Below are 20,294 nucleotides of genomic sequence, written 5' to 3' on the forward strand. Positions count from 1 at the left end.
TGATTTAGAATTTGGAAATTGATTATGAGCCATATATTAGATCGTTTAAACTTTTTTAAAAAAACGAAAAGCAGTTTTGCTGACGGGCATGGCGCTGTTGTTAACGAGGACAGAAAATGGGAAGACGCGTATAGACAACGTTGGCAACAGGATAAAATCGTAAGATCAACTCACGGTGTGAATTGTACTGGATCCTGTAGTTGGAAAATCTATGTTAAAAGTGGATTGATTACCTGGGAAACCCAACAGACAAATTATCCGAGAACTCGTGCGGATCTACCCAATCATGAACCCAGGGGATGTCCTCGCGGGGCATCTTACAGCTGGTATGTTTATTCTGCCCAACGTGTTAAATATCCAATGCTGCGTGGACAGCTGGCTAGATTATGGCGTGATGCACGTCAGAAGATGGATCCGATATCCGCCTGGGAATATATCAGTCAAACACCAGAATTGGCCAGTTCTTACAAGAAAAGACGTGGATTGGGCGGTTTTGTCCGATCAACCTGGCGGGAAGTCAACGAGCTTGTTGCCGCGGCAAATAACTTTACCATCAAAAAATATGGTCCCGACCGTATTATTGGATTTTCTCCTATTCCGGCTATGTCGATGGTCAGCTACGCTTCCGGATCCCGTTATCTTTCTCTTATTGGGGGTGTTCCGCTATCTTTTTATGATTGGTATTGCGATCTGCCACCAGCAAGCCCACAAGTATGGGGCGAGCAAACCGATGTTCCGGAATCAGCCGATTGGTATAATTCAACCTATTTACTAGTGTGGGGATCAAATATCCCCATGACTCGCACGCCAGACGCTCATTTTTATGCCGAAGTTCGTTATAAAGGTACAAAAACGGTCGCTGTTTCATCAGATTATGGTGAAATGGTAAAATTCAGTGATATATGGCTCTCTCCCAAACAAGGTACGGATGCTGCCTTGTCCATGGCGATGGGGCACGTAATCTTCAAAGAATTTCATCTGGACCGTCCCTCTGAATATTTTACGTCATATTGCCGTCAATATACAGATATGCCAATGCTGGTTATGCTTGATGAAAAGAATGGCCAACTGGTTCCCGGATATTTCTTGCGTGCCAGTCATTTGGCAGATCAGCTTGATGAAAAAAACAATCCTGAATGGAAAACGCTTGTTATTGATGAATTGACGGGACAGATTGTAACCCCCAAAGGATCAATTGGTTTTCGCTGGGGTGAAACAGGTCAATGGAATCTTAAGGAACAGGATAGCAAAGGACAGACCGTTAAGGCCCAACTTAGTCTGCTGGGTAAGCATGATAATGTTGCGGAGGTTGTGTTCAATTATTTTGCTGGAGAAAGCAAAAATGAACAGATGCTCCGAAAGGTTCCGGTTAAAACCATTACCTTGGCTGATGGCAATCAGGTAAAGGTTACTACAGTTTTTGATTTAATGGCTGCCAATTACAGTATTGACCGTGGTCTAGGTGATGGCGCTAGAGATTATATGGATGATGTTCCCTATACTCCTAAATGGCAGGAAAAACATACTGGTGTAAAACCAGAATTGGTTATTCAGGTTGCTCGTGAATTTGCCCAAAATGCCGATAAAACTCATGGTAAAAGCATGGTCATCGTGGGTGCCGGATTAAATCACTGGTATCATATGGATATGTCCTATCGTGGCATTATCAACATGTTAATGCTTTGTGGATGTATAGGTCAAAGTGGAGGTGGCTGGTGCCATTATGTTGGTCAGGAAAAACTGAGGCCACAAACCGGTTGGGCTCCATTGGCATTTGGATTGGATTGGAATCGTCCATCTCGTCAGATGAACGGGACATCCTTCTTTTACAATCATACGAGTCAATGGCGCCATGAAAAGCTGGCTGTCAATGAAGTTGCCTCACAAAATAGCCTGAGTGAATTTGAAGGTATGGCGCTGATTGATTGTAATGCCAAGGCTGAACGGATGGGATGGTTACCTTCTGCACCGCAATTGTCAATGAATCCGTTGACGTTGACACAAAATGCAATTGCTCAAAATAAAGATCCCATTGACTATGCGGTTGAAGGGTTGAAATCAGGTGCAATTGACATGTCTTGTAATGACCCTGATAATCCAGCGAACTTTCCACGCAACATGTTTGTATGGCGTTCCAATATTCTTGGTTCTTCAGGTAAGGGACATGAATATTTCCTTAAATATCTTTTGGGTACTCAGAATGCAGTTTTAAGTGAAGAGCAAAATTGTATTAAACCGAAGGAAATCAAGGTAAGAGAAGCCGCAGAAGGTAAACTGGATCTTCTGGTCGTCTTGGATTTCCGTATGTCAACGACTTGTTTATATGCAGATGTAATTCTTCCGACGGCCACCTGGTACGAGAAAAATGACTTGAATACATCGGATATGCATCCCTTTATTCATCCTTTAAGCGAGGCTGTACAACCTTTATGGCAAAGTAAAAGTGATTGGGAGATTTTCAAAGGACTGGCTGGAAAATTTTCTGAACTCGCCGCAGGATATCTTGGAAATCAAAAAGATCTTGTCTTGACACCCTTAATGCATGACACTCCACAAGAGTTGGGACAGCCTTTTGACGTTAAAGACTGGAAAAAGGGTGAATGTGATCCTATTCCTGGTAAGACAATGCCAGCCATGAAAGTTATCGAGCGAAATTATGGAGCAATTTATGAACAGTTTACATCAATTGGTCCTTTACTTGAAAAACTCGGTAATGGTGGTAAAGGTATAAGTTGGGATACCAAGCATGAGGTTGATCAATTACGTAATTTAAACAAGGTTGTTGGTCAGGGTATTGCAAAGGGACAGCCGAGACTTGATACTGCTATTGATGCGGCTGAAATGATCCTGAATCTTGCTCCTGAAACAAATGGGCATATCGCTGTCAAGGCATGGGGAGCATTATCAAAAGTAACAGGTATTGACCATACGTATTTGGCCACTCCTCGTGAACATGATTCCATTCGTTTTCGTGATATACAGGTTCAGCCACGTAAGATTATATCTTCCCCAACCTGGTCAGGCCTGGAAAGTGAAACGGTAAGTTATAATGCTGGTTATACAAATGTTCATGAATTGATTCCTTGGAGAACCCTGACCGGTCGGCAGCAGTTTTATCAGGATCATCAATGGATGCGTGCATTTGGTGAAATGTTGTGTGTCTATCGTCCAGCGGTTGACTTGAAAACAACTCAAAAGGTTTTGGGACAGCATGGTAACGGAAATCCAGAAATAGTCCTGAATTTTATCACACCACATCAAAAATGGGGCATTCATAGTACTTACTCCGATAATTTACGGATGTTGACATTATCGCGTGGCGGGCCACATGTCTGGCTTTCCGAAATTGATGCACAAAAGGCTGGTATCGTTGATAATGACTGGATTGAGGTTTTCAATCTAAATGGAACTTTAACGGCCAGAGCAATTGTAAGTCAGCGCGTTCCAGAAGGAATGACCTTGATGTATCATGCTCAGGAAAAGATCATCAATGTTCCCGGTGCAGAAGTTTCAAAAAAACGCGGCGGAATTCATAATTCTGTAACAAGAACAGTCTTAAAACCGACACATATGATTGGCGGTTATGCGCAATATTCCTATGGTTTTAACTATTATGGAACAGTTGGTTCAAATCGTGATGAATTTGTTGTTGTCCGTAAAATGAAGCATGTCGATTGGCTTGAAGAGACTGTTAGCGTTAATTACCCAAAAGTTGAGGCATAAGAGATTACCAATGAAAATTAGAGCTCAAATTGGCATGGTGTTGAATCTGGATAAATGCATAGGATGCCATACTTGTTCCGTGACATGTAAAAATGTATGGACCAGTCGAGATGGTGTTGAATATGCATGGTTCAATAACGTTGAATCAAAACCAGGGGTTGGATATCCCAAGGAATGGGAAAACCAGGATAAATATAATGGTGGATGGGTTTTAAAAGGTGGCAAGTTGCGTCCCCGTCAGGGTGGCAAGTTGCACATTATGGCAAATATATTTGCCAATCCCAATCTTCCGCAAATTGATGATTATTATGAACCCTTTACATATGATTATGAATGTTTGCAAAATTCTCCGGATGTAAAAACCCCCCCTGTTGCCCGACCAGTTTCGGTCCTAACCGGACAAAAAATGGAAAAAATACATTGGGGACCAAACTGGGAGGATGATCTTGGTGGAGAGTTTTCAAAGCGTGCAAAAGACAAGCTTTTTGATGGTATTCAAAAGGATATGCTGTCAACTTTTGAAAATACATTTCTTATGTATTTACCAAGATTGTGCGAGCATTGTTTAAATCCAGCCTGTGTTGCAAGTTGTCCTTCAGGTTCAATTTATAAACGTGAGGATGACGGTATTGTCCTGATAGATCAGGATAAATGTCGCGGCTGGAGGATGTGTGTCTCGGGTTGTCCCTACAAAAAGATATATTTTAACTGGGTTTCTGGTAAAGCAGAAAAATGTATATTCTGTTATCCACGTATTGAAGGTGGACAGCCAACCGTTTGTTCCGAAACATGTGTAGGGCGTATTCGTTACCTGGGTGTTTTACTTTATGATGCAGATAAAATTAAAGAGGCTGCATCTACGGAAGATACTCAGGATTTGTATGAATCCCAACTTGATGTTTTTTTAGATCCCAATGATCCGGCAATTATTGCGGAAGCTCTTAAACAGGGTATACCCCAAAGCTGGCTGGATGCGGCAAGAAATTCACCGGTCTATAAAATGGCGGTAGAATGGAAAGTTGCTTTCCCCCTGCATCCAGAATACCGCACCTTACCAATGGTTTGGTATATTCCACCTTTATCGCCTATTCAGTCTGCAGTAGCGAATGGCATGATTGGCAAGAATGGAATTATTCCTGGTATTAAGGATTTACGTATTCCAATTCGCTATTTGGCTAATTTGCTTACGGCGGGGAAAGAAGAACCCATTATTAATGCCTTGGAAAACATGATCGCGATGCGTCGTTATATGCGTAGCAAGTCTGTTGATCAATGTCCTGATCGTTCTGTCTTGAAAGATACGGCTTTGACTGAAGTCCAGATTGAAGAAATGTATCAGATTATGGCGATTGCGAATTATGAAGATCGTTTTGTCATTCCATCATCCCACAAGGAAATGGTTGAAAACGCATTCCAGGATAAGGCTTCCTGTGGATTTACTTTCGGGAATGGATGCTCTGACGGGGTGAATAAGGCAAGTCTTTTTGGCAAAAAGGTTTCTCCAATTATCTTTCACGACGCTGTAGAGGATCGTGAACAGAACAAGGCAAAAGAAAGCAATAGCTGATGGAAATTTTCAAGATACTTTCAGTTTTATTATGTTATCCAGAGCAAGAATTGGTTGATGCACTCCCTTCAATTTTGGGACGTTTAAAAACGCTTGAGATTGAATGGAGCTTGCTTTCTCCCTTATTGGAACATTTGCAAGAAAAAGATTTGATTGATTTGCAAGAAGAGTATGTTTCACTTTTCGATCGTAATCCATCATGTTCATTGCATTTATTTGAGCATATTCACGGTGAGGACCGTCTAAGGGGGCAAGCCCTAGTCAATCTCATGTCAGAATATAAGGCAAACGGTTATGATATTTCAGTAATTGATGAATTACCAGATTATTTGCCTTTATTTTTAGAGTTTTTATCTGTCTGTAATGAAGGTGAAGCAAAGGATTTACTGGCGGCATCAATTGACGTGATTGATCACATCGGATCAAAATTGCGGGAAAGTCAGTCTGTCTATGCGGGTATTTTCACTTTACTTGTTAATTATTCTTCTGTTCAACCTCAACCTTTAAAAGTTCCCCCAGTTAAAGATATGGAGGAGGCAATGGAGAAATTTGGCCCAAATATTGAGGGAGTTGAACCTCTTTTACAAACGAATGCCTGTAATCTCTGTTCTGTAGACAATAAAAATAAAGGGGCAAGTCATGCATTATCTCGATAAATTTATTTTTGGAATTTATCCGTATATCGTATTAACAATTTTTGTTGTTGGATGCTTGGTACGTTTTGAACGTGAACAATATTCATGGAAAAGTGATTCCAGCCAGATTTTATATCGTGGACAATTAAGATTTGGAAATATCTGTTTTCATATTGGTATTTTAGGTCTGTTTTTTGGGCATCTTTTCGGTCTTTTAACACCCATCTGGGTTTGGGATACACTGGGAGTTACCCATTCAGCAAAACAGATTTTCGCTATGATGGCTGGCGGCATCATGGGCAGTATCTGTTTGGTTGGGATTTTGATTCTTATTCACAGAAGATTTGCTTCAGCCCGTATATTGGCAAATAGTACCTGGCGTGATAAATTGTTGTTGGTCTGGTTATTATTGACTTTGTTACTTGGTTTATCAACAATTTTTGTTTCGGCTCAGCATACGGACGGTCATGAAATGGTTCAACTTATGACATGGGTGCAGCATACAATTACCTTTCAAGGTGATGCCGTGGCCTATATCATGAATGCGTCACCAATCTTCAAATTCCATCTTTTTATGGGAATGACGGTATTTGCTATTTTCCCATTTACCCGTTTGGTTCATGTATTTAGTGGCTTTGCCATGGTCAGTTATGTAACTCGACGCTGGCAGTTGGTAAGACCACGTTCATGAACGTGAAGATGTGAACTGATGAAAAATCCCAAAATACTGGAATTAAGATTGCTTAAACTATTGGCTGTTGTTCTGGCTTGTTTTGGATTTTTTCATTCCGTTCAGGCAAAAGAGATTGTTGTTTCTGCGGCGGTTAGTTTAAGCGATGCTTTTAAAGATATAGCTAAAATCTATGAAACATCGCACCCTCAGGATAAAATTTTATTTAATTTTGGTTCTTCGGGCAGTCTGTTAAATCAAATAGCACAGGGTGCCCCGGTTGATCTTTTTGCATGTGCCGATGAAAGCACAATGGATATGGCAGAGCAAAAAGGATTGATTCTTCCTGGATCAAGACAGGATTTTATTAATAATCATTTGGTTCTTGTGACTTTTATTCATAGCAAGTTACAGATACGTGAACTGGCAGATTTAGATAAACCCTTGATTAAGTGGATCGCGTTGGGACAAGTTGTAACTGTTCCAGCGGGTCGTTATACAAAACATGCATTGCAGGCTGCAGGTTTATGGCATAAATTACAAGATAAATTCATTCCTGCGCAAAATGTCCGTCAGGTTCTGGATTATGTTGCCCGTAATGAAGTGGATGTCGGTTTTGTTTATGAAAGTGATGCAAAACTTTTTTCAGATAAAGTTAAAATACTTTATCGGGTTCCTTTGCCAAAACCCGTTCAGTACCCAGTTGCCTTGGTTAAAAATACTCAAAACCCGAATCAGGCTAAGGCATTCATGGACCTGTTATTTTCAGTTAAAGGTCAGAGAATTTTTAGACAATACGGTTTTGCTGTTCGGTAATTGTTCATGGGAATAAATTTTACCTGGCCGGCTCTTTTTCTATCCTTGAAAATTGCCGTTTTCGCAGTCGCGATCAATATGTTTCTGGCAATACCTGCAGGATATTTTATTGCTCGATATCGTTTTTATGGTAAGGAATTTTTAGATATTGTCTTTACATTGCCAATGGTTATGCCGCCGACTGTATTGGGATACTATTTGTTAGTATTGTTTGGACAGCATGGTTGGATAGGACAAATATTGGGAAAATATTTTCATCTTAGTCTTATATTTACGTGGCAGGGGGCTGTTTTAGCCGCTATTGTCGTGACTTTTCCCTTGATATTCAAACCTGCCAGAAGTGCCTTTGAATCAATCAATCCTTGTTATGAACAGGCTGCACGGGTATTGACTATTTCTGATATGGCGATTTTTTTCCGTATAACCCTACCTTTGGCTTGGCGTGGTATTATGGCAGGTTTATTACTGGCATTTGCCAGAGCTTTGGGAGAATTTGGTGCAACCCTGATGATTGCCGGAAATATTCCCGGAAAAACGCAAACCCTATCTTTGGCAATCTATGAAGCCGTTGAGGCGGGACAGGATCATGTCGCAAATATATCCGTCTTGATTTTATCCGCTGTTTGCATTTTTGTTTTATTTATGGCTAAACGGCTGAATATTACGCATAATTCAATTAATTGATCATGATATTTCAAATAAACCTCAAGAAATTAATGAAAAATCATCATCATATGTTTCAGCTCAATGTTGATTTTTATTCTCAAAATCGTTCAGTGGTGATATTTGGCCCATCTGGATCTGGAAAAACAACATTGCTTAAAATAATAGCGGGATTAAATTCACCAGATTGCGGGTTGATAAAAATTGATAATAAAATCTTTTTTGATCAGAAACGTAAAATCAATCTGGTCCCCCAGAAGAGAAAACTTGCTTATCTTTTCCAAGGTTATAGTCTTTTTCCGCATTTAACAGTTAAACAGAATATTTCCTTCTCACTTGTCAAGGGAATATTTAATCCCCGTGTCAGTCAGGATTTTGCAATTGTTAAGGACTGGATGAATCGCTTGGAAATCCTGAACTATGCTGAATATTATCCATATCAATTGTCGGGGGGGCAACAACAGCGGGTTGCATTGGCCAGAGCATTGGTTGCGCAACCCGATTTGTTGTTACTAGATGAACCGTTTTCAATGCTTGATAGTCGCTTGCGACGCAAATTGCGGTATGAAATAAGAGATATTCAACAACGGTTGCAATGCTTGATGATGGTTATATCGCACGATGATGAGGATGTAGAGTGTTTTGGTGAGGATATTTTACATTTGGGAAAAAATAGTAATTATTAGATGAATTAATAAATAATAGTTTGATTGTATTTTATCTATAATGATTTTTTAGAAATATTTAAGTCTTTTTTTTTGATTTTTAAACACATATATAAAATTCATAACTACAAAGTCTTTATTGCAATTATGACGTGGCTGAGCTTCTGATGCTGATTGATAAATTTGGTAGAACAATTGATTATTTAAGAATTTCTGTTACGGATCGCTGTAATTTAAGATGTTCTTATTGTATTCCTAAAGGATTTAATGATTTTGAAACTCCAGACCATTGGCTCACTTTTGATGAATTAATGCGTGTTGTTCGTGCGTTTGTAAGATTAGGTACAAAACGTTTTCGCTTGACTGGTGGTGAACCGTTGGTTCGCAAAAACCTAACAGATCTGGTGCATCGAATTAAAAAAATTGATGAGGTGGAGGATTTATCCATTACAACGAATGGAACCTTGCTGACATCCCATGCCAAATCATTGTTTGAGGCTGGCTTAGATCGTTTGAACATAAGTCTTGACTCCTTGAATCGTAAAAATATAGAGGATATTACAGGTCTGGATTGTCTAGAGCAGGTTATGGAGGGTCTGCGAACAGCAAAACTACTGGGTTTTCATAAAATAAAGATTAACATGGTTGTATTGCCAGACAAGAATATGGCAGAAATTGAACGAATGCTCGAATTTTGTATTGAACACGGGTTTATTCTGTGTTTGATTGAAGTCATGCCAATGGGAAAAACCGGGCAAAATATGACAACTGTCTCGTTACAACCCATTATACAAGAATTAAGGAAACATTACGATTTGCGTTCAACGATGAAGATAATAGGAAATGGTCCGGCGCGTTACTGGGAAACATCAACAGGTAATGTATGTCTGGGATTAATTACACCGTTATCACAGCATTTTTGTGCGACATGCAATCGGGTTAGATTGTCGGTTGATGGAACCCTTTATATGTGTTTGGGACAGGATAACAACTTTGCGTTAAGGCCGTTATTAAGAAATCATTGTAGTGATAAAGAACTGGATCAGGCCATTCAAGAAGCGATAGAACTAAAGCCAAAAGAACATGATTTTTTAAAACAGCCCAATAAAATTATGCGTATTATGTCAAAGACAGGGGGATAGGTTGACAGTCCTATTTTTTAGGTAAAAGAGCTTTTACGACTTTTTCATCTGTTTCAATCCTGGGTCCACCAATTACATCGATACACATTGGAACCGCGGCAAATACTCCATGTATAAGAACCTTGCCATCTTGATCTTTTACCCCTTCCAACGTTTCACGAATGGCATTCGGACGTCCGGGCAGGTTTAGTATCAGGCTTTTTTTACGGATTACGCCCACTTGTCGTGACAGAATGGCGGTTGGTACGAAATATAAACTGACTTGACGCATTTGCTCACCAAAACCGGGCATAACCTTATCTGCGATGGCCAGAGTTGCATCAGGTGTCACATCTCGGATGTAAGGGCCTGTACCGCCCGTGGTTAAAACAAGGGGACAATCTTGATGATCGACCAGATCAATTAATGTTTTTTCAATCAGATCCTGTTCATCAGGAATTAAATGCTCAATATATTGTTTTTCGTTAAGAACCGCTTTATCCAGCCAATTTTTCAAGGCAGGTAAACCTTTATCTTCATATATACCCTGACTGGCTCTATCACTGACAGAAACCAAACCAATTTTTATTGCTGTCATTTTATATTTTCCTATCAATAAAGACTAAAGAGAATAGTCAAGTGGATAAATTTTTATAAAGTCTCCTTTATGAACAGGGGTATTTTCCGGAATTTCTGCCAATCCATTTGCCTGGGAAAATGTTGCCAACATGGCAGAACCCTGATTATTTAAAAGACTAACATGAGCAGGTGATTGAGAATAATCAACCCGCACCCGTAAAAACTCCCGTCTTGCTTGGGTTTTCCTTTTTTCAAATTGGGCTTGAGCAAGAATAGTTTTTGGCAGGCAATTCTGTAATGTTTCGCCGGCAAGATGTCGTAAAGCGGGAATAACAAGTTGTTGAAAGGTGACGAGGGTGCTGACAGGATTACCGGGTAACATAAAGAATATTTTGCTATTGATTTGTCCCCAGGCAAAAGGTTTGCCGGGTTTAATGGCAAGTTTCCAGAAAATGAGTTGGCCAAGCTGTTGTAAGGCGGCATGAACGTGATCCTCTTCACCAACCGAAACTCCACCAGATGAGATAATGATGTCTGCTTCTTTACCGGCTTTTTTTAATGCGATTTCAGTTTTATCCCGATTATCGGGAAGAATGCCTGCATCAATGACATGATGTCCTGTTTTTTGAAGCCAGGTTAGCAAAAGATAACGGTTTGCATCAAAAATCTTGCCAGAAGATAGAGGCTGACCTGGGTTGATCAATTCATTTCCTGTGGAATAAACCCAAATGGTTAAAGGTTTATATATTTTGACATTTTGATAGCCTTGACTTGCCAGTAAGGCAACACTTGCGGGCGTAAGCCTATGGCCTTGTGTAAGCAGTATATCACCTTTTTTTAGTTCTTCCCCTTGATAGCGTATATTTTGTCCTTTTTTGATCTGCAAGGTAAGAGTTAGGGTGTTGTTTTCAATTTTTGTATTTTCTTGCTGGATTACAGCGCTGGTTCCGGGGGGAATTGGAGCTCCGGTAAAAATTCGGGCGGCTTCACCAGTTTGAAGGGTGGCATTGGACAGGGGATCTCCTGCTGCAATCCGGTTTGTAATTTGCCATTCAGAACATTGACAAGGATCACCACCCAGAGCATAGCCATCCATGGCACTATTGCTGAAAAAAGGTGTGTCATATTGAACATAAATATTTTCAGCAAGAACTAGATGATTTGCCTTTAAAAGGGGATAATCTTCTATGGGTTGTTTAATAGAGGTTCTTTGCAGAAGTTCTTCAAGGGCCTCATCATAGTTTTTTAGCATGGTGCCTGCCTTGTTGATAACGGGTTAATGTGTCAAGGTCGTTAATATTGGTAAATTCATGTTCATCATGAAAATTCACTTTTATATTTGGGTGTGCAGATATCCATGATTTAAGGCTATAATGCTGATGATTTAAATGATTGGCAAGATAGTCATTCGTACAGGGTTTGCATAAGAAGATACTTGGATGAATCTGTTTTGGTGTCGCTGCGTACGCAATTAGCAAGTCTGGATTTGATATCAATGCGTGATAAAGTGAGGAAACTAGATTCGCGGGTAAAAAGGGAGTGTCGCAGGGAACAACCAATATGTAATCTGTATGAGCGGGAATAAAGGAATAAAGACTGACAATGCCAGCCAGGGGACCTTTTCCTTTCCATTGGGGGAGATCCTGGTAGACTGGAAAACCAAAAGATTGGTAAGTTTCAATATGATTGTTTGCGCTTATCAAAATGTTTTGAACATGCGGTTGAATACGTTGGATAACATGATTGACAAGGGAATGACTATTAAGAGAAAGCAATCCTTTGTTTTGACGTCTTACACGCCGACCTTCCCCACCTGCCAGAATAAAGGCGGCAATATTTTTATCATTCATGACTGGACCATCGTTCTTTTTCTTTTAAATCGTATGATTTAGCCCTGACCCATCTTGACTGTCCGTTTCTAAAAAATTCTTTTTTCCAGAATGGAGCTTCTGATTTTAAATAATCCATTATGAATTCAGCGGCTACAAATGCAGCCTTTCTATGACTGGCCGCTGTCAGAACCAAAACGATTTCTTCTCCTACCCGTAAATTTCCCACGCGGTGTATAACCTGACAACCCTGTATATCCCATCGTTTTTTTGCCAAATGAATTATTCGTTCAATTTCTTGTTCAGTTACAGACGGAAAATGTTCAAGATAAAGATAATCAAGCGGTTCTTTTTCATCAAACCCCCTGACGATACCGGTAAAGCTGACAATTGCGCCGCAATTGAAAGCGTGAATCTTTTTTCGGAATTCCTCTTGTGAAAAAGGTTGGGTTTGTATTTTGACAGAGAACAATTCAACCTCCTGTAACAGGAGGTAGAATGGCAACTTCATCATCAGGATGAAGGGGGGTGGGTTGATAGATAATGCGTTGATTAATGGCCAGGCGGAAAATGTTTTCTTCTGCCAAGGCGTCCGACCAAGAGGCATTGCGGCTTCTTAAAAAATTAAGTAAATCTTGTGAATTACCGTTGTCCCAGGTAATTTCTTCCTCTTCAATTTGTAAAATATCTTTAAGAAAACCAAAATAACGGATTTTTATCATATTATATATATAGCATCTGCTAGAATGAGTTTAAAGATTAATATAGGAAGAATATCATGAGTAAATTGACGCATTTTGATGAGTCTGGGCAAGCTCACATGGTTGATGTCGCAGATAAGAAAATCTCGAAAAGAACTGCCATGGCTGGGGGGTCAATCCAGATGTCTCAGGAAGCTTTTGAACTTTTGAAAAAAGGAAACAGTCATAAGGGTGACATACTAGGTATAGCAAGAATTGCCGCCATACAGGGCAGCAAACAGACTTCAAATTTGATCCCTTTATGTCATCCATTATCGCTAAATCATCTAAAAGTGGAATTTGAATTGGAAGAAAGCAAACATATTGTGCATATGCGGGTTACTGTTGATACAGAGGGCAAAACAGGAGTTGAAATGGAAGCGTTGACAGGGGTTTCTGTAGGATTGTTAACCGTTTATGATATGCTTAAAGCGGTAGATAAAAGAATGGTCATGCATAACATTCATCTTGTTTTTAAAAAGGGTGGGAAAAGCGGAGAATTTAATTTTTAAATTTTATAAGGAAAGTTCAGTCTAATTACTGAATTCATCTTGTATTTTTGATCGCTTCTTGATAAAAGTTCTGTGTGGGGCGCATAGCTCAGTTGGTAGAGCAGCTGACTCTTAATCAGCGGGCCCAAGGTTCGAACCCTTGTGCGCCCACCATTTTCTTGATACAGAAATTTTTATTTATCAAATATAATTTTGAGAAATATGTATTTTTAAGTTAAAAGCCCATATTATGAGCTTAAAATTCATGTTTTAGAATTTTGGTTATTTAAATAATAAAAAAATTAATGAGCATTAAACAATATTATAATATTTAATAAGAATATTATTCATAATAATGCAGGATTTATTATTGTGTTATAGTTTTCTTTTTATATTTTATAACAAAAAGGATTTGGGAAATAACCAGTAATACAGATGAAATTAGGGTGGCTGGTCCAATCCCCTGTATCCCCCATTTTTGAATAAAAATAATCAACATTGGTATATAAATGAAACTGTTTATTCCACGAGAAATGGATGCCCCTTTGGTATTTCCTGTTGTGATTAAAATGGGTTCCAAGGAAATCCCCCATAGGATAACTGCTTTTGCACCAGCCAACCAATATAGTAAATGAAGGGTTTCAGGTGTGGTGGATTTATGAAGTAATAATGAAATGATATATGGTGCAATATAAGGTAGAATGAGAAAAATAACGGAAATGATACCGCCGGTTAAAAGAGTGATTTGCAAGGCCATTTTATAAAGGTGCGATGGTTTGCTGCCCTGCCATGAGCGGGTCATTTCCGGATATAATGTAGATTGTAGCATAATGACAGGTTTTGCAATCGCTTCTGAAATTTTATTGGCAATCGAATAGCGTGCATTTTGAACAGTACCAAGCATACTTCCAATAATTTGAGCGGTTATATGGGCGGAAACAAGGGAAAAAGTCATGTTTATATTGGTATTCCAGGCAAATTTCCATATCCCGGGTAAATCTTTGGTAAGCCCATCATTAATACGATTGAAAAATCCTTTTAAAAAACCTTGCTTGTAAAGTTGGTACAAAGCGGTGATCAAAATAGTAATAAAATTCATGAAAGTGGCAAAAGTCCAGACAATAACTGCTCCCAACATACCACCATGAATAAGGGTAAGAAAAGCGATGCCCAAGAACCGAACTGTTGTTGTTGTTGTCCCTTGAATGGCCAGTAAATCATAACGGTTCAATAATAATAAAACGCCATTGGCTGTTGCACTTGTCGTAAATAAAACAGAAAAACTGAAAATGATACCCAGATAATGCCATTCAGGCGGCCATCCCAAAATATTGCTGAAATTTATGGCAATCAGAACACTGACGACCAAGGCAAAGGTAGCACTGCATGCATCAAGTAAAAAAGAAAATCGCAACACTCGTTGAAAAAGGGGAAGATCTTTATTTTGATAGGGTTTAAGACCGTAATGCAAGACAGTCTGCCATGATTGAAATTCTGCCACATCGCCCACAAGCTGGCCAAAAGCGTATATAAGAACCAGAAAACCGTATCCTTTATCGCCAATGAGTCGGGTTGTTAAATAAATTTGGGCTAAACCAAGAGGAACATTGATGATCTTTCCGCTTAATAATTTTAATACGTTATATCCTGACCGCCTTAAACTGCCTCTGTAGGAAGGGATTTTATTCTTTGGCACTCTTTATTCCATAGTTTCAAGTAAACAGATTTTGTTATTTTCAGTTTTTCAGGGCATTAAAGAGATAATGCCTTAGCAATTTTTTTTAAGTTAAAATATATAGTAATTTTTTTTAGAAAAATAAAAGGCTAAATCATATCATTTACCGTAATAATATGCCAATGTTCACGTGTTTTTTCTATCAGAGTAATGGAAAGGTTATAAATGGCAAAGGATAATGCTGAATTAACCGGGATTTTTGAAGCATAGGCAAGGGCAGCCCGAATAGCCCCGCCATGAGATATGACAATAATATCTTTATTTGTGTATATTCTGCTAAATTCCTCCATTTTGCAACTGACTCTTTGATGGACATCATTCATGTTTTCACCTTTGGGTGGAGTTTCTTCGGCTGAGAAGGGCCAAAAAGGATGCGCAGAAAATTTTCGGTGTTTTTCAACTGTAACATGTGATAGACCCTGCCAGGCTCCAAGATTCTGTTCCAGAAAAGCATTTTCGACTTGTAAATTCTCAGATCCATAACCCGCCTTTTGAATTTGTAAGGCCGTATCTCTTGTACGGGACAGGCTGGTAATGAACCAAAGTTGTGTCTTGGGTAATTTATTGGCCAGAAACTGATAGTATGTTTGTTGTTTTTTTAAATGTGTAGGACAGATTGGAACATCTTTAGTACCATAAAGGTAAGAACGATCCTTTTCATTAACAATTGCATGACGAATAAACCAGAAACGTGTCGTATCACCAATAGCATCAGGATGGTCTATGAAACTAAAATTATTGTTAGACATAAGCAATGATATACTTTATATAGTCAAAAAATATGGGTATTTATATCATAAATTGCAAATTGGTTTGATTTAATTATTATAAATTTTTAAGATATTTTGAAGATATTCAATAAATTTATAATATAAAATACAAAAAAATTATTTAAGGTACATTAATAATGTTGATTTTAGTCACTGGAGGATGTGGTTTTATTGGTTCAGCTGTGATTCGACATCTTATAAAAAATACGCAGCATGAAGTGGTTAATATCGATATCCTAACGTATTCGGCTTCTCTTGATAATGTGGCAGAAATAGCCGGAAATAGCCGGTATTCTTTTTGCAAAACTGATATTACTGATTTTATTTCATTAAACAAAATATTTAATCAATTCAAGCCTGATGCAGTAATGCACCTGGCTGCAGAATCTCATGTAGATCGTTCGATTGATGGTCCAGAAGTGTTTATTCGGACCAATATTCATGGAACATATTGTTTATTACAGGCTGCTTATGAATATTGGAGAGCAATGTCAGTAGATAGACAAAGAAAATTCCGTTTCCATCACATTTCAACAGATGAAGTTTTTGGCGCTTTACAGTCTGGAGATCTTCCATTTACAGAACAAACTCCCTATGATCCGCGCAGTCCTTATTCTGCTTCAAAAGCAGCTTCAGATCATCTGGTTAGGGCTTGGTTTCATACATATGGGCTTCCAACTTTTGTGACAAACACAACAAATAATTATGGCATTTGGCATTTTCCAGAAAAGTTAATCCCGTTAATGATTATCAATGCCTTGGAAGGCAAGGCTCTACCAGTTTATGGTAAGGGAGATAATATAAGAGACTGGCTGTATGTTGAAGATCATGCTGAAGCGCTTGTAAAAGCTATAGAGCTTGGAATTCCGGGAGAAACTTATGCAATTGGTGCCCAACAACCCAGAACTAATCTGGAGGTTGTGCAAACGATTTGTCATATTCTTGATGAACTGAAGCCTGATCCTCAGGGAAAATACGAGCGGTTGATTCATTTTGTGACGGATCGTCCAGGCCATGATTTTAGATATGAAATAAATCCAGTCCATGCCCAAACCGAATTAAAATGGAAAGCAAAACACAATTTTGAAGAAGGAATTCGTAAAACGATTCAATGGTATTTGAATCATGAGGATTGGTGGAAGAATATTCGTCAAAAACATTATGCTGGACAACGGTTGGGAATAAAACAATGACAAATCAGCATGAAAAATCGATAAAGGGTATATTACTGGCTGGTGGATCAGGTACACGGTTATATCCTTTGACAGCTGTTTCCAGTAAACAACTATTGCCTATATATGACAAACCCATGATTTATTATCCGCTGACAACATTAATGCTGGCAGGTATTCGGGAAATCATGATTATTTCTACCCCTCATGATATACCGCAAATCAAAAGATTATTGGGAAACGGTTCTGATATTGGAATGAAATTTGACTATTGTGTTCAACCCAAACCTGAAGGTATTGCACAAGCCTTTGTTTTAGCTGAAGAGTGGTTGGATGCTTCCCCTTGTGCCCTGGTGCTGGGGGATAACTTGATCTTTGCTTCACATTTAAGTCAGCTGTTGCAAAAAGCGGTTCAACGAAAATCCGGTGCAACGATATTCAGTTATCAGGTTAGTGATCCTGAACGGTACGGTGTTGTGACATTCGATGAAAATGGCAAGGTAACCCAGATTGTAGAGAAACCGAAAGATCCTCCTTCAAACTGGGCTGTTACAGGACTGTATTTTTATGATTCAAGGGTTACAGAATATGCAAAAAAAATAAAACCATCAGCACGTGGTGAATATGAAATCACGGATTTAAATAAAATTTATTTTGAAAATGACAATTTACATGTAGAGCGTTTGGGTCGGGGTTGTGCTTGGTTGGATGCCGGTATTCCCGCCAGTTTGATGCAGGCGGGAAATTTTGTGCAAATGATTCAGGCAAGACAAGGGATTTTGGTGGGATCTCCTGCTGAGGTGGCCTACCATAGAGGATTTATTAATGCGGAGCAATTACGTGCAATTGCAAAAAAATTGAATAAAACAGACCTTGGGAGAATGTTGATGGATGTTGCGAACGAAGGTTTTAATCAAAAGTAATTAATTATTAAAAGTAAGAAATATTTGTCATGAAAATAGAAAAATTAGCCATTTCAGAAGTATTATTGATAACACCTCCTCGCTTTCGGGATAATCGTGGATTTTTTTCAGAAACCTATAATGCACAGCGATTAAAAGAAGTCGGGATTGATTTGCCTTTTGTGCAGGATAATCAAAGCCTTTCTGTTCAGAAAGGTGTTGTGAGGGGTTTGCATTGTCAGTTGGGCCCTTATGAACAAGGGAAGTTGGTAAGATGTACGCAAGGTTCGATTTGGGATGTGGCTATTGATGCGCGAACGGGTTCTCCGACATATGGGAAATGGGTTGCTGCGGAATTATCAGCTGACAATTGGTCTCAATTGTGGATACCACCAGGATTTTTACATGGTTTTTGTACGTTAACAGAAAACGTTATGGTACAATATAAATGTACAAATTTATATAATAAAGCCAGTGAGCGTGCTGTTTTATGGAATTGTAAAGAAATTGGCATTGAATGGCCAATCGCTGTAAATGATGCGATTTTATCAGAAAAAGATATGCAAAATCCATCATTTTCAGCAGCAAAGAATTGGTTTTCATATTCATAAAAGGATAAACTGGTGACAATTCTAGTAATTGGCGGGAAAAATGGACAATTGGCAGAATCTTTACGGAATTTGCATGATAAACGCTTAAAGTTCATCGGCCGTCCACAGTTTGATTTTACACAACATAATACGATTTGCGGAGTTTTTGAGCAAGATAGACCTGACCTTGTTGTAAATACGGCAGCATGGACGGCTGTTGACGCGGCAGAGGATCATCGAGATGAAGCCTATTTGGTCAATAGCGATGGGCCTGCCTATTTAGCTGAATTATGTGCAGGATGTAATATTCCCATGATTCATATTTCAACAGATTATGTATTTTCTGGTGAAAAGGGGACTCCTTATGTTGAAACGGATCCAATTTCTCCTGAAACAGTATATGGGGCAAGTAAGGTTGCAGGAGAGAAGGCTATTTTACAGGCTCATCCTCATGCAATTATATTGAGGACAGCTTGGGTTTATTCGGAACACGGAAAAAATTTTGTTCGTACTATCATTAATGCGGGAGCCAAAAATCCAGCGCTTCGTGTTGTAGGGGATCAGAAGGGAAATCCAACCTGTTCTGATGATTTGGCTTGGACGATTATGAAAATAGCAGATCGGATTGTCGGTCAAAAATGGCAGGATAATTGGAGCGGTATTTATCATGCTGTTGGAACGGGTGATGCGACTTGGTATGATTTGGCTGTATATGCATTGAGACAGGCAGAGTGTTATGGACAAAAAATGCCTTCCATTACTTCTATAAAAACTGAAGATTGGCCAACTCCTGCAAAAAGACCGCAGGATTCAAGGTTGAATACGGACAAACTTTATAAAACTTTTGCCATACGGCTACCGGATTGGCATAAAAGTGTTGATAATGTCATTAAAAAAATTTTCTCGACATAGAATTTAAATATAAAGGTCTTGATCTTGAGGGTTAAGACTTTTTATATATGCTGAATTTATTTATGTAATGTAGCATATGTTGTGGTGGCTGAGCCGTAGCAGAAATGGCTGTTTCCAATTGAAGCGTTAGGGTTCGACTCAATAGTGATAATGGAATGGATGAATATTTCTTGGCACCATATATTGTATCACCGATAATTGGATGTCCCATAATGGAACAATGGGCTCTGGCCTGATGGGTTCTACCCGTTTGTAAATTAAGTTCAATTAAACTGCAAGTATTATCGCCTTTCAAAAATTTCCATTTTGTCAGTGCATTCTGACCTTTATTATCTTGTATCATTTTCCATTGGCCCTTTTGTGTTATTTTTAAAAGGGGTGATGTAATGATACCGGAATATTTTTTCGGTCTACCCTGAACAATGGCCCAATAGACTTTATTTACTTTATGTTGCGCAAAACAGGCTTGGGCCTTGATTAGGGCTTGCTTGCGTAGGGCTATTAATAAACATCCAGCTGTATCCTGGTCTAAACGGTGCACTAGCCATGGCCCTTCCTTTCGTCTTGATAACAGGGGAAAAAATTTTTCGACAGAGGGAATGGAATCATTTTTATCGCTCGAATACACAGGCATTCCAGCAGGTTTGTCAATGATAATATAATGGTTATCTTGATAAAGAATTCTAAAAGGAAGCAAGGTAAAGAATCTTCCCC

At 38.9% G+C, this 20,294-nt stretch carries 21 protein-coding genes and 1 tRNA gene; 14 read left to right on the plus strand and 8 right to left on the minus strand.

Features of this window, described 5'->3' with window-relative positions:
* Window positions 1-24: 24 nt before the first annotated feature.
* The 8 genes from H3R33_RS06845 to moaA all read left to right on the plus strand — a co-directional run bounded on the left by H3R33_RS06845 (window position 25) and on the right by moaA (window position 9,881).
* Window positions 25-3,723 carry a nitrate reductase subunit alpha gene (locus H3R33_RS06845; protein ID WP_198185061.1) on the plus strand — a complete coding sequence of 1,233 codons (3,699 nt, stop codon included), beginning with the start codon at window positions 25-27 and terminating at the stop codon, window positions 3,721-3,723.
* A gap of 10 nt (window positions 3,724-3,733) precedes the next feature.
* Complete coding sequence (narH, locus tag H3R33_RS06850; RefSeq protein WP_198185060.1) at window positions 3,734-5,290, plus strand: nitrate reductase subunit beta; 1,557 nt, start codon at window positions 3,734-3,736, stop codon at window positions 5,288-5,290.
* Window positions 5,290-5,946, plus strand: coding sequence for a nitrate reductase molybdenum cofactor assembly chaperone (gene narJ, locus H3R33_RS06855; RefSeq protein WP_155567413.1), 657 nt, complete (start codon window positions 5,290-5,292; stop codon window positions 5,944-5,946). The genes narH and narJ overlap by 1 nt, the downstream gene beginning before the upstream one ends.
* On the plus strand, window positions 5,930-6,616 hold the full coding sequence (gene narI / locus H3R33_RS06860) for a respiratory nitrate reductase subunit gamma (protein WP_155569702.1): 687 nt from the start codon (window positions 5,930-5,932) through the stop codon (window positions 6,614-6,616). The genes narJ and narI overlap by 17 nt, the downstream gene beginning before the upstream one ends.
* Before the next feature lie 18 nt (window positions 6,617-6,634).
* Window positions 6,635-7,411, plus strand: coding sequence for a molybdate ABC transporter substrate-binding protein (gene modA, locus H3R33_RS06865; protein ID WP_198185059.1), 777 nt, complete (start codon window positions 6,635-6,637; stop codon window positions 7,409-7,411).
* A gap of 6 nt (window positions 7,412-7,417) precedes the next feature.
* On the plus strand, window positions 7,418-8,095 hold the full coding sequence (gene modB, locus H3R33_RS06870) for a molybdate ABC transporter permease subunit (RefSeq protein WP_198185058.1): 678 nt from the start codon (window positions 7,418-7,420) through the stop codon (window positions 8,093-8,095).
* A gap of 32 nt (window positions 8,096-8,127) precedes the next feature.
* Window positions 8,128-8,760 carry an ABC transporter ATP-binding protein gene (locus H3R33_RS06875; RefSeq protein WP_232342158.1) on the plus strand — a complete coding sequence of 211 codons (633 nt, stop codon included), beginning with the start codon at window positions 8,128-8,130 and terminating at the stop codon, window positions 8,758-8,760.
* A gap of 131 nt (window positions 8,761-8,891) precedes the next feature.
* A complete protein-coding gene (gene moaA, locus H3R33_RS06880; protein WP_347401050.1) occupies window positions 8,892-9,881 on the plus strand; it encodes a GTP 3',8-cyclase MoaA in 990 nt (329 codons plus the stop codon).
* Between the two features lie 10 nt (window positions 9,882-9,891).
* On the opposite strand, the gene mog is transcribed toward moaA, so the two are convergent.
* Genes mog through H3R33_RS06905 form a run of 5 tightly spaced genes read right to left on the minus strand, consistent with a single transcriptional unit; the run spans window position 9,892 to window position 12,990 of the window.
* On the minus strand, window positions 9,892-10,458 hold the full coding sequence (mog, locus tag H3R33_RS06885) for a molybdopterin adenylyltransferase (protein ID WP_155569698.1): 567 nt from the start codon (window positions 10,456-10,458) through the stop codon (window positions 9,892-9,894).
* A 24-nt stretch (window positions 10,459-10,482) separates the two neighbouring features.
* Entirely contained in the window at window positions 10,483-11,691 is a 1,209-nt protein-coding gene (glp, locus tag H3R33_RS06890; protein ID WP_198185056.1) for a gephyrin-like molybdotransferase Glp, read from the minus strand.
* Window positions 11,675-12,289, minus strand: a complete 615-nt coding sequence (mobA, locus tag H3R33_RS06895; RefSeq protein ID WP_198185055.1) for a molybdenum cofactor guanylyltransferase MobA — start codon at window positions 12,287-12,289, stop codon at window positions 11,675-11,677. The genes glp and mobA overlap by 17 nt, the downstream gene beginning before the upstream one ends.
* On the minus strand, window positions 12,282-12,740 hold the full coding sequence (locus H3R33_RS06900; protein ID WP_232342157.1) for a molybdenum cofactor biosynthesis protein MoaE: 459 nt from the start codon (window positions 12,738-12,740) through the stop codon (window positions 12,282-12,284). The genes mobA and H3R33_RS06900 overlap by 8 nt, the downstream gene beginning before the upstream one ends.
* A gap of 1 nt (window position 12,741) precedes the next feature.
* Complete coding sequence (locus H3R33_RS06905) at window positions 12,742-12,990, minus strand: MoaD/ThiS family protein (protein ID WP_110439136.1); 249 nt, start codon at window positions 12,988-12,990, stop codon at window positions 12,742-12,744.
* Between the two features lie 56 nt (window positions 12,991-13,046).
* Here H3R33_RS06905 and moaC point away from each other — a divergent pair, with 56 nt between their 5' ends.
* Window positions 13,047-13,520 (plus strand): cyclic pyranopterin monophosphate synthase MoaC, encoded by a 474-nt coding sequence (gene moaC / locus H3R33_RS06910; protein WP_122124141.1) that lies wholly within the window; start codon window positions 13,047-13,049, stop codon window positions 13,518-13,520.
* Between the two features lie 77 nt (window positions 13,521-13,597).
* Window positions 13,598-13,673 (plus strand) — tRNA-Lys (locus tag H3R33_RS06915).
* 193 nt (window positions 13,674-13,866) lie between these two features.
* Here the strand turns inward: H3R33_RS06915 and H3R33_RS06920 are convergent.
* A complete protein-coding gene (locus H3R33_RS06920) occupies window positions 13,867-15,195 on the minus strand; it encodes an oligosaccharide flippase family protein (RefSeq protein ID WP_198185054.1) in 1,329 nt (442 codons plus the stop codon).
* A gap of 128 nt (window positions 15,196-15,323) precedes the next feature.
* Window positions 15,324-15,983: a histidine phosphatase family protein gene (locus H3R33_RS06925; RefSeq protein WP_198185053.1), complete on the minus strand. Its 660-nt coding sequence runs from the start codon at window positions 15,981-15,983 to the stop codon at window positions 15,324-15,326.
* A gap of 158 nt (window positions 15,984-16,141) precedes the next feature.
* Here H3R33_RS06925 and rfbB point away from each other — a divergent pair, with 158 nt between their 5' ends.
* The 4 genes from rfbB to rfbD are packed head-to-tail and all read left to right on the plus strand — an operon-like array spanning window position 16,142 to window position 19,580.
* Window positions 16,142-17,197, plus strand: coding sequence for a dTDP-glucose 4,6-dehydratase (rfbB, locus tag H3R33_RS06930; protein WP_198185052.1), 1,056 nt, complete (start codon window positions 16,142-16,144; stop codon window positions 17,195-17,197).
* Window positions 17,194-18,099 (plus strand): glucose-1-phosphate thymidylyltransferase RfbA, encoded by a 906-nt coding sequence (rfbA, locus tag H3R33_RS06935; RefSeq protein WP_110439131.1) that lies wholly within the window; start codon window positions 17,194-17,196, stop codon window positions 18,097-18,099. Before rfbB ends, rfbA begins: the two co-directional genes overlap by 4 nt.
* Before the next feature lie 29 nt (window positions 18,100-18,128).
* Entirely contained in the window at window positions 18,129-18,689 is a 561-nt protein-coding gene (rfbC, locus tag H3R33_RS06940; protein ID WP_198185051.1) for a dTDP-4-dehydrorhamnose 3,5-epimerase, read from the plus strand.
* A gap of 12 nt (window positions 18,690-18,701) precedes the next feature.
* Window positions 18,702-19,580, plus strand: a complete 879-nt coding sequence (rfbD, locus tag H3R33_RS06945; protein ID WP_198185050.1) for a dTDP-4-dehydrorhamnose reductase — start codon at window positions 18,702-18,704, stop codon at window positions 19,578-19,580.
* A 31-nt stretch (window positions 19,581-19,611) separates the two neighbouring features.
* Here rfbD and H3R33_RS06950 read toward each other — a convergent pair whose 3' ends face one another.
* Complete coding sequence (locus H3R33_RS06950) at window positions 19,612-20,277, minus strand: RluA family pseudouridine synthase (protein WP_232342156.1); 666 nt, start codon at window positions 20,275-20,277, stop codon at window positions 19,612-19,614.
* Window positions 20,278-20,294: the final 17 nt, after the last annotated feature.

This window comes from Commensalibacter sp. B14384M2, assembly GCF_016101865.1.
In the GTDB taxonomy this organism is placed as follows: Bacteria; Pseudomonadota; Alphaproteobacteria; order Acetobacterales; family Acetobacteraceae; genus Commensalibacter; species Commensalibacter melissae.